The sequence below is a fragment of the Microbacterium meiriae genome (genome assembly GCF_032364335.1).
Taxonomy (GTDB): domain Bacteria; phylum Actinomycetota; class Actinomycetes; order Actinomycetales; family Microbacteriaceae; genus Microbacterium; species Microbacterium meiriae.
In genome coordinates this window covers 3,241,416-3,254,388 of the sequence record NZ_CP133984.1, presented here as the reverse complement: position 1 = coordinate 3,254,388, position 12,973 = coordinate 3,241,416, and the positions used below count along the sequence as shown (strand labels likewise).

General features: G+C 71.6%; 11 protein-coding genes. 5 read left to right on the top strand and 6 right to left on the bottom strand.

Features of this window, described 5'->3' with window-relative positions; all coding sequences use genetic code 11:
• Positions 1–77: 77 nt before the first annotated feature.
• Positions 78–1,103, bottom strand: a complete 1,026-nt coding sequence (locus tag RI211_RS15875) for a LacI family DNA-binding transcriptional regulator (protein ID WP_187662622.1) — start codon at positions 1,101–1,103, stop codon at positions 78–80.
• A gap of 134 nt (positions 1,104–1,237) precedes the next feature.
• Between RI211_RS15875 and RI211_RS15870 the strand changes: the two genes are divergently transcribed.
• On the top strand, positions 1,238–4,252 hold the full coding sequence (locus RI211_RS15870) for an alpha-mannosidase (RefSeq protein WP_315636531.1): 3,015 nt from the start codon (positions 1,238–1,240) through the stop codon (positions 4,250–4,252).
• Positions 4,253–4,326: 74 nt separating this feature from the next.
• Here the strand turns inward: RI211_RS15870 and RI211_RS15865 are convergent, their stop codons facing one another.
• Positions 4,327–5,094, bottom strand: a complete 768-nt coding sequence (locus RI211_RS15865; protein WP_315636529.1) for a hypothetical protein — start codon at positions 5,092–5,094, stop codon at positions 4,327–4,329.
• Between the two features lie 12 nt (positions 5,095–5,106).
• A complete protein-coding gene (locus RI211_RS15860) occupies positions 5,107–5,694 on the bottom strand; it encodes a hypothetical protein (protein WP_268776968.1) in 588 nt (195 codons plus the stop codon).
• 121 nt (positions 5,695–5,815) lie between these two features.
• Here RI211_RS15860 and RI211_RS15855 point away from each other — a divergent pair, with 121 nt between their 5' ends.
• Positions 5,816–7,045: a glycosyltransferase gene (locus RI211_RS15855; RefSeq protein ID WP_232089256.1), complete on the top strand. Its 1,230-nt coding sequence runs from the start codon at positions 5,816–5,818 to the stop codon at positions 7,043–7,045.
• A gap of 5 nt (positions 7,046–7,050) precedes the next feature.
• Positions 7,051–8,277 carry a glycosyltransferase gene (locus RI211_RS15850; RefSeq protein ID WP_315636840.1) on the top strand — a complete coding sequence of 409 codons (1,227 nt, stop codon included), beginning with the start codon at positions 7,051–7,053 and terminating at the stop codon, positions 8,275–8,277.
• Between the two features lie 4 nt (positions 8,278–8,281).
• On the opposite strand, the gene RI211_RS15845 is transcribed toward RI211_RS15850, so the two are convergent.
• Positions 8,282–8,878 (bottom strand): hypothetical protein, encoded by a 597-nt coding sequence (locus tag RI211_RS15845; RefSeq protein WP_315636528.1) that lies wholly within the window; start codon positions 8,876–8,878, stop codon positions 8,282–8,284.
• 37 nt (positions 8,879–8,915) lie between these two features.
• Positions 8,916–9,077: a hypothetical protein gene (locus tag RI211_RS15840; protein ID WP_187662616.1), complete on the bottom strand. Its 162-nt coding sequence runs from the start codon at positions 9,075–9,077 to the stop codon at positions 8,916–8,918.
• 86 nt (positions 9,078–9,163) lie between these two features.
• Here RI211_RS15840 and RI211_RS15835 point away from each other — a divergent pair, with 86 nt between their 5' ends.
• Positions 9,164–10,129, top strand: coding sequence for a GlxA family transcriptional regulator (locus tag RI211_RS15835; protein ID WP_315636526.1), 966 nt, complete (start codon positions 9,164–9,166; stop codon positions 10,127–10,129).
• A 782-nt stretch (positions 10,130–10,911) separates the two neighbouring features.
• Here the strand turns inward: RI211_RS15835 and RI211_RS15830 are convergent.
• The gene (locus tag RI211_RS15830) at positions 10,912–11,610 is read right to left on the bottom strand and encodes an NRDE family protein (protein WP_315636524.1); all 699 of its coding nucleotides are present in this window, start codon (positions 11,608–11,610) and stop codon (positions 10,912–10,914) included.
• A gap of 93 nt (positions 11,611–11,703) precedes the next feature.
• Here RI211_RS15830 and coaBC point away from each other — a divergent pair, with 93 nt between their 5' ends.
• Entirely contained in the window at positions 11,704–12,903 is a 1,200-nt protein-coding gene (gene coaBC / locus RI211_RS15825; RefSeq protein WP_315636522.1) for a bifunctional phosphopantothenoylcysteine decarboxylase/phosphopantothenate--cysteine ligase CoaBC, read from the top strand.
• The last annotated feature ends 70 nt before the right edge of the window (positions 12,904–12,973 follow it).

The window sequence follows — 12,973 nt, the reverse complement described above, 5'->3', positions numbered from 1 at the left end:
GTCGAGACCCCGGGTTGTCGTCGAGACCCCGGGGTACGCGCGGCGATAGCCCGGGGTGTGGGCGGGGAGGCGGGGTCTCAGCGGGGCGGTGGCGCGGTGCTCTCGCGGGCGGTGAGCACGGGGGTCGGGCCCTGGACGCTCGGCAGCGTGGTGCCGGCCTCGATCTGCTGCAGCAGGAGCGTGGCCGCCTGCTCGCCGAGCTCGAACGTGTCGCGGGTCATGGCGGTGATCGACGGGTTGATGAGGCCCGCGATGACGGAGTCGTCGAACGACGCGAGTGAGACGTCGCGCGGAACCGCCCGGCCCATCTCCTGCGCCACCCGGAGGCCGGCGACGGCCATCACATCGTTGTCGTAGACGATCGCGGTCGGGCGCTGCCGGCCGGAGAGCTGCGCGCGGGTGACCGCGGAGGCGCGGGCGGGGGAGAAGTCGGTCGTGATGACCTCGCCGGAGACGCCGTCCGCCGCCATCCGCTCCAGCACCTCGGCGCGCAGGCGGGTGTGCTCCAGCTCCGCCGGGCCCGCGACGTAGGCGATACGGGTGTGACCCAGGGCGGCGAGGTAGGAGAAGAGCGTCTCCGCGACGGCGTCGTCGCCGATCCAGACGCTGGGCACCGCGCCGTCCGGGGACGGCTTCGAGCCGATCATCACAGCGCGGGCGTCCAGGGCCATGATGCGCTCGCCGCGGGGGTCGTCGTCGCGCGGGTCGATGAGGATGATGCCGTCGACCTGATTCGACGACCGCCACTGCCGATGCACCTCCATCTCCTCGTCGATGTCGGCGACGAGGCGGAGCTGCAGCCCGACCTTGCTCTCGGAGAGCCGGGACTCGATGCCGGCGATGAGGTCGGTGAAGAAGGCCTCGGAGCCGAGGGAGCGTGCCGGGCGGGCGAGGGCGAACCCGACCGCGTTGGCCCGGGCGCCGACGAGGGCGCGGGCAGCGGAGCTCGGCTGCCAGTGGTGCTCTTCGATGATGGAGAGGATGCGCTGCCGCGTCTCCTCGCTCACACCGGGACGACCGTTGAGGGCGAACGAGACGGCGCCGGGGGAGACGCCGGCCATGCGCGCGATGTCCGCGATCGTCACGCGTTTCCCCGGGGCCATAGGCATCACCCTACTTGATCGGTTTAGCCTCTCGTAAGCACGGGAGACGGTACCGTAGACTCCCGTGCTAGATCGTTTTAGTAACGGCGAGCATCGAACCCCTTCCCTCACCGTCGAGCCCGGAGAACCCCCACATGCATGACGACACCTCGCTCACCGTCGGCCGCGTCAAGCGGGTCCTCGAAGAGCGCATCCGCCCCGCCATCCACTCGGCCGCGGTTCCCCTCACGGTCGAGGCGCACCAGCTCCCCGGAGAGCCCATCGCCCCGACGGAGGGCCTGGCGCTCCCGTTCGCCCCGGCCGCGGTCGGCGAGCTGTGGGGTCCGGCCTGGGGCACCACCTGGTTCAAGCTCACCGGTCGGGTGCCCGCGGAATGGGCCGGCCGCCGGGTGGAGGCGCTCATCGACCTGGGCTTCGACGTGAACATGACGGGGTTCCAGTGCGAGGCCCTCGCCTACCGCCCCGACGGCACACCAATCAAGAGCATCAACCCGCGCAACCAGTGGGTCCCGATCGCCGAGAGTGCCACGGGTGACGAGGCCGTCGAGCTCTACCTGGAGGGCGCGTCCAACCCCGTGCTCCTCGACTACCACCCCTTCCTGCCGACGCAGGAGGGCGACATCCTCACCTCCTCGAAGGAACCGCTGTACCGGCTGCGGCGCCTCGACCTCGCGGTGTTCGAGCCCGAGGTGTTCGACCTGTCCCTCGACCTCGAGGTGCTGTTCGAGCTGCAGGCCGAGCTCCCCGCGACGTCGCCGCGCCGCATGCGCATCCTGCAGGCGCTGGACGACGCGCTCGATGTGCTCGACCTGCAGCACATCGTGGAGAGCGCAGGCGACGCGCGGGCCCGGCTCGCTGATGTCCTCGCGGCCCCGGCCGAGGCGAGCGCGCACCGCATCTCGGCCGTCGGCCACGCGCACATCGACTCCGCGTGGCTGTGGCCGGTGCGCGAGACGATCCGCAAGGTCGCGCGCACGACCTCGTCCATGACCACGCTCATCGAGGAGCAGCCGGACTTCCAGTACGGCATGTCCAGTGCGCAGCAGTACGCCTGGATCAAGGAGCACCGTCCCGAGGTGTGGGAGCGGGTAAAGGCCGCGGTCGCCGCCGGCCGCTTCCTGCCGCTCGGAGGCATGTGGGTGGAGTCCGACACCGTCATACCGACGGGAGAGTCGCTCGTGCGGCAGTTCTCGCACGGGCAGCGCTTCTTCGAGCGCGAGTTCGGCATCCGGTCGAAGGGGGTGTGGCTGCCGGACAGCTTCGGCTACTCGCCGGCCCTTCCGCAGCTGATGCGCCGTGCCGGGTTCGAGTGGTTCTTCACGCAGAAGATCTCCTGGAATCAGCAGAACGTCTTCCCGCACCACTCCTTCCTCTGGGAGGGCATCGACGGCTCGCAGGTGTTCACGCACTTCCCGTCGATGGACACCTACAACTCGCAGCTCAGCGGCATGGAGGTCGCGAAGGCCTCTCGTCAGTTCAAGGAGAACCGCCTCAGCTCGCGGTCGATCGCGCCGGTCGGCTGGGGTGATGGCGGCGGCGGCACGACGCGCGAGATGACGGGCAAGGCCGAGCGGCTGCGCGACCTCGAGGGCAGCGCGCAGGTCGTGTGGGAGCACCCCGACGTGTTCTTCGACGCCGCCAAGGCCGAGCTGCCGAACCCGGCGGTGTGGGTCGGCGAGCTCTACCTCGAACTGCACCGCGGCACGCTCACGAGCCAGCACGCCACGAAGGCTCTGCACCGCTGGGCCGAGCACGCGCTGGTCGAAGCAGAGCTGTGGGCCGCGACCGATGCCGTGCGCACCGGTGCCGCGTACCCGCAGGCGGAGCTCGACCGGCTCTGGCAGGCCGTGCTGCTGCACGAGTTCCACGACATCCTGCCCGGGACGTCGATCGCGTGGGTGCACCGCGAGGCCGTCGCCGTGCTGTCGGACGTGCTGTCGGATGCGCGCGACATCGCCGATGCCGCGCGCCGGTCGCTCGCCGGCGAGGGCGACCGCGAGCTGCGGTTCGAGCCGACCTCGGTCGGTCGGGGGCGCGCGCTCGGCGCCTCGTGGGTCCCTGAGCCCGTCGAAGGGGCGGTCTCGCTCGTCGAGGACGCTTCGGCAGGCTCAGCGGTCCACCCGGGCTGGCGCCTGGAGAACGAGCTCGTGTCCGTGCTCGTCTCGGGCGAGGGCCTGCTCGTCTCCGCCGTCGACAAGGCCACAGGGCGGGAGACGGTCGCGCCAGGCACGGCCGCGAACCTGCTCCAGCTGCACCAGGACTTCCCGAACATGTGGGACGCGTGGGACATCGACCGGTACTACCGCAACAGCGTCGACGACCTCACCGCGGTCTCGTCGATCGAGGCATCGCTCGTGAACGGTGTCGCGCAGATCGTCGTCGTGCGTCCGTTCTCGGAGTCGACGATCACGCAGACGATCACACTCGCCCCGGGCTCGAGGACCGTGCACCTCCGCAACGAGGTCGACTGGCACGAGACCGAGAAGCTGCTCAAGCTCGCCTTCCCGCTCGACATCCAGGCGTCGCACACCGAAGCCGAGACGCAGTTCGGCTACCAGGCGCGCGTCACCCACACGAACACCAGCTGGGAGGCCGCGAAGTTCGAGACCTCGATGCACCGGTTCGTGCTGGTGCGCGAGCAGGACTTCGGCGCGGCCCTCGTGAACGACTCGATCTACGGGTACGACACGACGCGCGAGGTGGGCGAGGACGGGGTCACCACGACCGTGCGACTCTCCCTGCTGCGGGCGCCGCGGTTCCCCGACCCGGCCACGGATCACGGGCTCCACGAGATCGAGGTCGGCTTCGTGATCGGCGCCGACGCCGCGATCGCCACGGCCGAGGGCATCCGCCTCAACAGCCTGCCCACGGTAATCCGCGGGGCGCGCGAGGTCGAGCCGCTGGTCTCGGTGCAGGGCGAGGGCATCGTCGTGTCGGCCGTGAAGCTCGCCGACGACGGCTCTGGCGACGTCATCGTGCGGGTGTACGAGGCGCTCGGGCGTCGTGCGGTCGGCGAGCTCTCGGTCGGCTTCGACCACCGCGAGGTGCGCGAGGTGAGCCTGATCGAGGACGAGATCGAGGCCCCCCGTCTCGGGGGCGGGCTCCACCTCCGTCCCTTCGAGGTCCGCACCCTCCGCATCACTCGCTGAGCCCCGGCCTCCTCGCGCCGGCGCTCCGTGCCGGATCAGAAACGCGCCTCCCCGCCCTTCGGGAGGCGCGTTTCTCATCCCGCCGGGCGGGATCGGTGCGCGTCCTCGACGGTGCGCATCGCCGCGACGCCGTCGACCAGCGCAGGCCGCTGATCGGGGGCGTCGCGGAAGAAGGAGACGACGGAGGCCACGGCTGCCGGGTCAGACCCTAGGTGATGCGCATCGAGGATCACGGGGGCGCGTCCGGCGATCGAGATCGCCAGCTTCGGCCCGTGTGGGCCGACAGGCGTGGCGGTGCCGATCTCCTCCCAGGAGGCATCGACCCGGGCAGATCTGCGGACTCCGTGCAGGCCCCTCTCGTCGAGTACGAGACCCAGCGGCTGGCCCTGCGCGAGGACTTCCCGGCCGAGGCCGACGAGCGAGACGACGGCGAGCACGTACGGGCCCCATTCGAGAAGCCGACCGCCCATCGTCGGAAGGTCCAGGGCCTGAACGAGGAAGGCCGCCGCTGCGGGAAGCAAACCCGTCAGGGGAACGAGCCATGAGGAGATGCGGACGCCCGTGGACGGCGTGAATCGCAGCGGGCCGCTTGCCTCGATTCGGATCAGGCGTTCGCGCAAGGACCGCACCCAGAACCAGAGTGCCACCGCGAGCATCCCGGCGTAGAGAGCGAGTGCGATCAGGATGAGGCGGAAGCCTGGACGGGTATCCATGATCGCCAGCAGCAGGGGCAGCAGAGGAAGGATGCCGACGAGCCCGAGCGCCGCAGACGGGAAGCGGCCGTTCGGGTGGACCGATCGTGAGCCGTCGACGATGCGCGGGGACCGCGCGACAGTGTTCATCGGTATCCGCTGTCAGGCGGGCGGGAGGCGGAGGACGTCGGGCGACTCGCCGCCGGTGAGGTCGTCGGCGATGCGGAGGCTGCGGGCCAGCTCGTCGAGCGCGCCGATGAGGGTCCCGAAGCGTTCGCGGTCGCTGCAGACGGCCGTCAGGGTCACCAGGTGCGTGCCGGTGTCCCAGGTGTAGGTCGCGAAGGGCGGGGCCGAGGGGGAGGGCGGCGTCGGGACCACGAGCTTCTCGCCCACGCCGAGCCGGGTCGGGAACGAGGTCGTGTCGTCGTACTCCATCGGCATCGACGCGCGGGCGATCCGGATGTCGGGAGTGAGCGCCTGCACCGTCGCCATCGCCACGACCAGGTCGGGCTCCGCCTTCCAGGTCCACGCGAGGACGCGGCCGTCGGCCTTCTTCATGAGCATCGGGGCGGCCTGGCTCATCGCCCAGGCTCCGAACCGCGAGCCGGGCCGTTCCGTCGCGCCGACCGCGGCGTTCACCTGGCCGAGCAGCATCCGGATCGCGGCCTTGCGATGCCGGCGCCCCTTCCACCCGAGCGAGTCCGTCACGGGGATCCACAGCTGGGGGTCGGCGTCGGCGTGCAGTCGCATGGCTTCACGGTATCGGCCGAGGCTGAAGGATGCCGGTATGGCTCGGCGTCGCGGACAGGGCCCTCGGGTAGAGTTGCCACCGCCCGACCAGGGCTTCTCCTTGGCCGCCACCCCGTTAGGCATCTCTGTGACTTCCTCCGACGATCCGATCGATGCGTCGCGCGACGCCACCGCCGCACAGCCCCGTCCGCTGAAGATCCTCCTCGGCTGTGACACGTTCGCTCCCGACATCAACGGTGCCGCCCGCTTCGCCGAGCGTCTCGCCGCCGGGCTCGTGCAGCGCGGGCACGAGGTGCACGTCGTCGCCCCCAACCAGGCCTACCGCCGCACCGCGCCCCGCACCGAGGTGATCGAGGGGGAGCCGATGACGCTCCACCGCCTGCCCTCCGTGCGCTGGGCGCCGCACGACTGGCTGCGCTTCGTGTGGCCGTGGCGCTCCAAGCACTACGCACGGAAGGTGCTCGATGCCGTGCAGCCCGACGTCGTGCACATCCAGTCGCACATCGTCATCGGGCGCGGACTCGCGCGCATCGCGAAGCAGCGCGGCATCCCGGTCATCGCGACGAACCACGTCATGGCCGAGAACATCCTCGACCACACGACCATGCCGAAGTTCGTAGACGACATGGTGCTCAAGTTCGCCTGGGCCGACGCGAAGCGCACCTTCGACCTGACGCGGGCGATCACCACGCCCACGCGTCGGGCCGCCGACTTCCTGGAGAAGACGGTCGAGGTGCGCGGCGTCATCCCGGTGAGCTGCGGCATCGACCGCTCCCAGTACACCCCGGTCATCGCCCCGCGCGAGGAGAACCGGCTCGTGTTCGTGGGCCGGCTGACGGCGGAGAAGCAGGTCGAGGTCATCCTCAAGGCGATGACGAAGCTCGACCCGGCGCTGAACACGACGTTCGACATCGTCGGCGGCGGAGACCAGCGCAAGCAGCTCGAGAGCCTGACGGCACAGCTCGGCCTGTCCGATCGAGTGACCTTCCACGGCCGGACCACCGACGAGGAGCTGCGCGCCCTGCTGTCCCGGGCGAGCCTCTTCGTCATCGCGTCGATCGCCGAGCTGCAGTCCATCGCGACGATGGAGGCCATGGCATCGGCGCTGCCGATCGTCGCCGCCGACGCCGTCGCCCTGCCCCATCTCGTGCACGACGGCGAGAACGGCCACCTCTTCACGCCGGGAGACGTCGACGAGCTCGCCGCGAAGCTCACCGCTGTCCTGACCGCCTCCCCCGGCGAGTACGAGCGGATGCAGAAGGCGTCCCTCGACGGCGTGGCCATCCACGACATCAACCGCACGCTCGACACCTTCGAGGCGCTGTACCGCGACGAGCCGCTGCCCGAGTGACGCGGATGCACGTCGTCTTCTTCGCCGATCAGCACCTCGACTCCCTCGGCGGGGCGCAGGTGTCGATGCGGCTGCAGCGGACGTTCCTGGAGCGCGCCGGCCATTCCGTGACGGTCGTCGCGCCCCGTATGCACGCACGGCGTGACGACGCTGCACCGTCCCCCGGGAACGTCGACCTCCCGTCGCTGCCGATCACCCTGGACCGGGAGTACGCGATGACCTGGCCGGGTCGGGCGACCGATCGGACCCTTGACCGGGCGATGGCGCATCGGCCTCCGGTCGACCTCGTGCACGTGCAGGCCGACTTCTGGGGCGCCTTCATCGGTCACCGGTTCGCCGTCCGCCATGGAATCCCGGTCGTGCACACGATGCACAACCGGGTCGACGTGGGGCTCGCCGCGGTCACGCCGCTGCACCGGCCCGTGCTCGCTGTGCTCAACCTCTGGCGCCGCACCGCCCTCCGAGGCATCGGTGTGCCGGTCGGCGGCAGCGACGGGTGGTCGTACCTCCGCGGGCTCGCGGCGGACGCCGCCGCCGTGACGGCGCCTTCCGGGCATTTCGCGCGGCGACTGGAGCAGAACGGCGTCGCCCGCACCGTCGACGTGGTGTGGAACGGCATCGACGACGACGTCCGCGCGCAGACGCTCGCGGCGGCTCCCGCCGAGCGGATGCCGGGGCGTCCTCGGTTCGTCTGGCTCGGGCGGATGAGTCCGGAGAAGCGCCTGCTCCCGTTCCTCCGCGCCTGGGTGGACGCGGACATCGACGCCGACCTCGAGGTGATCGGCGGCGGCGGAGAGCGGGCAGCGGCCGAACGGATCGTCGCGGGGCGTGCGGGCGTGCGGTTCGCCGGTCGCCTCTCCTATGCGCAGACCCTGGAGCGGATCGCCGCCGCCGATGCGCTCGTGCAGACGTCCATCGGATTCGAGACCCAGGGGATGACGCCGTTCGAGGCGGCCACCCTCGGCACACCCTCCGTCGTGTGTGACCCTGACATCGCCGCTGAGCTGCAGGGCGGGCTCTGGGCTGTGCCGACGGCGGAGCCGCACGCCCGCGGACGCGCCCTCGAGGCGCAACGGATCGAGGCCCTCGCCGCGACGCTGCGGCAGGCGGCCGCGGACATCGCGCACGGGACCGCGCCGCAGCCGGTACCGGCCGTCGCGGAGGCCTTCCGCCAGTCCTCGCGGACGGCCGCCATGATCGAGGTCTACGAGCGGGTGCTCTCCGGAGCCTGAGCGCTCACAGGAAGCCGTAGAAGTTCGACGAGAGCCAGCTCAGCACGACCGTCAGCAGGCCGGCGCCGGAGACACCGATGGCGATCCCCGCGAGCAGCCGCGGTCCCGGCCGCCGTGCCGCGATGAGGCCGAGCACGAGCGCCGCCCCGTAGCCGATGAAGGTGAGGATGCCCGATCCCCCCTCGATCAGTCCGATCATGCTGTAGGTCCGGTCCGACATGTAGACGAACGGCCGCGCGAGGATGAGGAACACGTCGATCGCCAGCGTCACCAGCGCGACGATGAAGGCGGCGCGCCCGAGGGAGTCGCCGGGAGTGCGCGGCACCGGCGGACCGTAGGGCGGGACGCCCTGCGCCGATCCGGGGGCGGATCCCGGCGCGGTCGGGTACGGCTGAGGGGTGGCGGTGGGGAAGGCCTGAGGGGCAGCGGCGGTGGGGAACACGTGCCCGCCACCCGGCGTCGGCGCGTAGGGGGCCCCGGGGGCGGGGGCCTGGGCACCGGGGTACTGCGGCTCGGCCGGAAGCGGAGGAGGGGTCGGGACTGCGGCCGGGTCGCCGGCACCGTCGCGCGAGAGGTGTGCGGGCTGCTGGGGGTCGCTCATGCCCCGAGCGTAGCCCTCCTCGCGGACGGCCGGGAGGTCAGCGGTAGACGTGGCCGGGGTCGGCCTGCGACAGGGCGTCCTGTCCGGTGACGCGGCTCCAGTCCGTGGGGGTGCGACGGTAGCCGTCGCGCCGCAGTTCGACGAACGTGGCGATGACCGCCCAGATGCTGAGGGCGAGGAGGAGGATGAGGAGTAGCATGGCAGAAAAGCTACGCTCGGTGTCATGCTGCCACGAGTGGCGGATCGGGCACTGTTCGTAGGAAAACTGCCATTCCGGGAGATGTGATGAAGACCGTCGCGTGCGTGGTGCAGGACGGCTTCGCGCCGTTCGAGTTCGGGGTCGCCTGCGAGGCGTTCGGTCTGGACCGGTCGTCCGACGGGGTGCCGAACTTCGACTTCCGCATCGTCGCCCCACGGCCCGGGGTCGTGCGGTCCAAGATCGGCTTCTCCATCAACGTGGAGCACGATCTGTCCTTCGCCGCGGAGGCCGACCTCGTCGTGTTCTGCCCGGTGCCCCGGGAGACTTGGGGCGACATCGATCCGCTCCTCGTCGAGGTCGCCCGCGAAGCGGTGGCGCGCGGAGCCTGGGTGATGAGCGTGTGCAGCGGCTCGTTCATCCTCGCGGCGGCCGGAGTGCTGGACGGGCGGCGCGCCACGACGCACTGGATGTACGCGCACACGATGGCGGACATGTACCCCGACATCGACATCGATCCGGACGTGCTCTTCGTCCAGGACGGTCGCATCATCACCAGCGCGGGCACCGCCGCGGGCATCGACGCCTGCCTGCACCTGCTGCGACAGGAGCTCGGGGCGGAGATCACCAACCGGATCGCGCGTCGGATGGTCGTGCCGCCGCAGCGCGACGGGGGTCAGGCGCAGTTCATCGATCGGCCCATCCCGGTCGCACCCACGGACTCGCTCGCCGCGGTGGCCGACTGGGCGGTGGAGAACCTCCGTGACGAGTTGACGGTCGACCAGCTCGCGGCGCGGGCGCTCATGTCGCCGCGGACCTTCGCGCGCCGCTTCAAAGCCGAGTACGGGGCGACCCCCGCCGCGTGGCTCGGCCGGCAGCGGATCATCCAGGCCCAGCGTCTCCTCGAGCGCACCGACCTTCCGCTCGAGCACATCGCGACGGACTGCGGCTTCGGTTCCGCGGCCGTCCTGCGGCAGAACTTCGCCCGCGTGCTGGGCGTGACCCCCACCGCCTACCGCGCCCGCTTCTCCTGCGCCACCGCCCCCGCTGCCTGACCCTCGTCCCCTCCCGCTGCGCCCGCGCCGGACCCGTCCCGCGGGCCCGCACCGGCCCCGCCAACGTGCGGGATCGATAGCGCCCGGTAGCGGGCCGTGTCCGGGACCTTTTCCGTCCCCGCGTCCGTCCCCGCGTCCGTCCCCGGTGCCTTGCGGGATCAAGAACGCGCGGGGCGGGGACCGTCCCCGGGGCCTTTTCCGTAGCGCTACCAGCCGCGTCCGTCCCGCGTCCGTTCTCCGCTGCCGTTCGGGATCAAGTACGTGCGGGCGTGGACCGTGCCCGGGGCCTTTTCCGTCCCGCGCCCGTTCTCCGCTGCCGTCCGGGATCGAGTACGTGCCGGAGCGAGCCGCCTCCGGAGCGGTTTCCGTTCCGCTTCCGCTCTGTCGAGCGGGATCAAGACTGGGCGCGCGGGGGTCGCATCCGGAGCTCTTTCCGTCCCGCTCTGTCGCGCCCCGCCCCGGCCCGCGCCGCCCGGGGCGGGCGTCGTGCGCTCCGCAGTGGATCTCGTCGGTGCGGCCGACGGGCCGCCCGCATCGACGCGGGATCAGAATGGCTCCGCGGAATGGCAGATCGGGTGCGTTGTTGATCCCGCGCGAGAAGTGACGGGGCGGGCGGGATCAGAATGGCTCCGCGGAATGGCAGATCGGGTGCGTTGTTGATCCCGTGCGAGAAGTGACGCGGCGGGCGGGATCAGAAAGGGGCCGCGGGCGGAGGGTGGAGGTGCTTTTTTGATCCCGCGCGGGGATCGCAGGACGGGACGGGATCGGGAAGCGAGGAGGGGTCAGTGCCAGTGGGCGGGGGAGGGGAGGGTGACGTCGCGGACGTCGACCCCGGTGGGCGTGACCGTGGCGAGCGCGTAGAGGAGGGACTGCGTCGGGTAGCCGTGCGGGCGGTTGTCGCGGATGATGGCGCGGTCGTCTTCCGGGGGCAGGGCGGCCGAAGCTCCGAGGAGCGCGGTCCACTCGGCCGCCCAGTCGGCGCTCGCCGCCGCGGGGCCCAGAGCGCGGAACTCCGGGAGCCAGGCGGCGATGCGCGGGGTCTCCTCGTCGTCGAGGTCGTCGTGGGCGATCATGTGCGTCCCGGGCTCGATGGGTGTCTCCCGCAGCTCGGCACCGTCCCAGGAGAGCACCCGGGCGCCGTCCGGCCCCACTTCGAGCAGATTGAAGCCGTGCATCGGCGGCGCACCCTGCGGGGAGCGACCGGTGACCGCGGCGAGCGGAAGGGAGCCGCGGGAGACCGCCGCGGTCGCGGAGAGGTCCTGCACATCGGCACGGTTGAGGAGCACGGCGAGGCGTCGTTCCACGGGGTTCACGGCGAGCCAGGCCCCACCGGCCCGCCGGTCACGGATGCCGATCACCCCCGGGTACTCCTCGGGCCACCACTCGCCCAGGGCATCCCACTCCCGAGCCGGGTGCTCGTCGCGGACGGCCAGCAGCCGCGCGGATCCCGCGGCCTCGACATCGATCACCACCGTGCACACGCTTCCGAGTCTAGGTCGGTCGAGGCGGGCGGGACCCGCGACGAATCCGTGCGCGATGACCCGGGCGTCCGGACCCTGGGGCAGAATCGAGGCGTGAACATCGTCGTCGGAGTCACGGGCGGCATCGCCGCGTACAAGACGGTGCACCTCGTGCGCCTGCTCACGAAGGCCGGTCATGAGGTGACCGTGGTGCCCACCGAGGACGCGCTGCGCTTCGTGGGCCTGCCGACCTGGGAGGCCCTGAGTCGGCACCCGGTGACGACGAGCGTGCATGAGGACGTCGCCCGCGTCCGGCACGTCGCCCTGGGCCAGGGAGCGGACCTCATCGTGATCGCCCCGGCGACGGCGAACTCGCTCGCGAAGATGGCCGCGGGGCTGGCCGACGACCTCCTCGGCACGACGCTGCTCGCGACCGAGGCGCCCGTGCTCGTCGCGCCCGCGATGCACGCGGAGATGTGGCGGAACGCGGCCACGCAGGCGAACATGGCGACGCTCCGGGAACGCGGCGTGCACGTGGTCGGACCGGCCGACGGCGAGCTGGCCGGCGGTGACAGCGGACCCGGTCGCATGGTCGAGCCGGAGGAGATCCTGGCGGCGGCCCAGGCGCTGCTGACACCGGGCGACCTGGCAGGCGTGCGGGTCGTCGTCTCGGCCGGCGGGACGCGGGAGCCCATCGATCCGGTGCGCTTCCTCGGCAACCGGAGCAGCGGGCGCCAGGGGGTCGCGCTCGCGGCGGAGGCGGCGGCGCGCGGCGCGGAGGTGGCGCTCGTCGCGGCGAACGTCTCCGGGGACGTGCTCGCGGACGTCCACCACCCGCACGTCCGGATCGTCCGGGTCGGCACGGCCGCGGAGCTCTCCGCGGCGATGAAGGAGGAGGCGGTCGCAGCCGACGTCGTGCTGATGTCGGCGGCCGTGGCCGACTACCGACCGGTCGAGGTCTCCGCGCGCAAGCTCACCAAGGACCGCGGCGGGGTCGGCACGATCGAACTCGTGGAGAACGAGGACATCGTCGCCGCGCTCGTCGAGACGCGGAGGGAGGGGCAGCTCGTGGTCGCGTTCGCGGCGGAGACCCCCGAAGACGAAGCGGAGCTGCTCGCCCGCGCCCGCGGCAAGCAGGAGCGCAAGGGGGTCGACCTGCTGGTGGTGAACGAGGTCGGCTGGGAGCAGGGGTTCGAGCGAGGCGAGAACGCCGTGCACATCCTCGGGCCCGGCGGGGTCGTGGCGCGGACCGCGGCGGGGAGCAAGCGCGAGGTGGCGGCGGCCGTCTGGGACGAGGTCGCCCGCGAGAGGTGAGGGGCGGTGGAGTCGCGCACCGCCGAATGCTAAACTTGAGTCAACCAAACTCAACTTTCAGAAGGAGCAT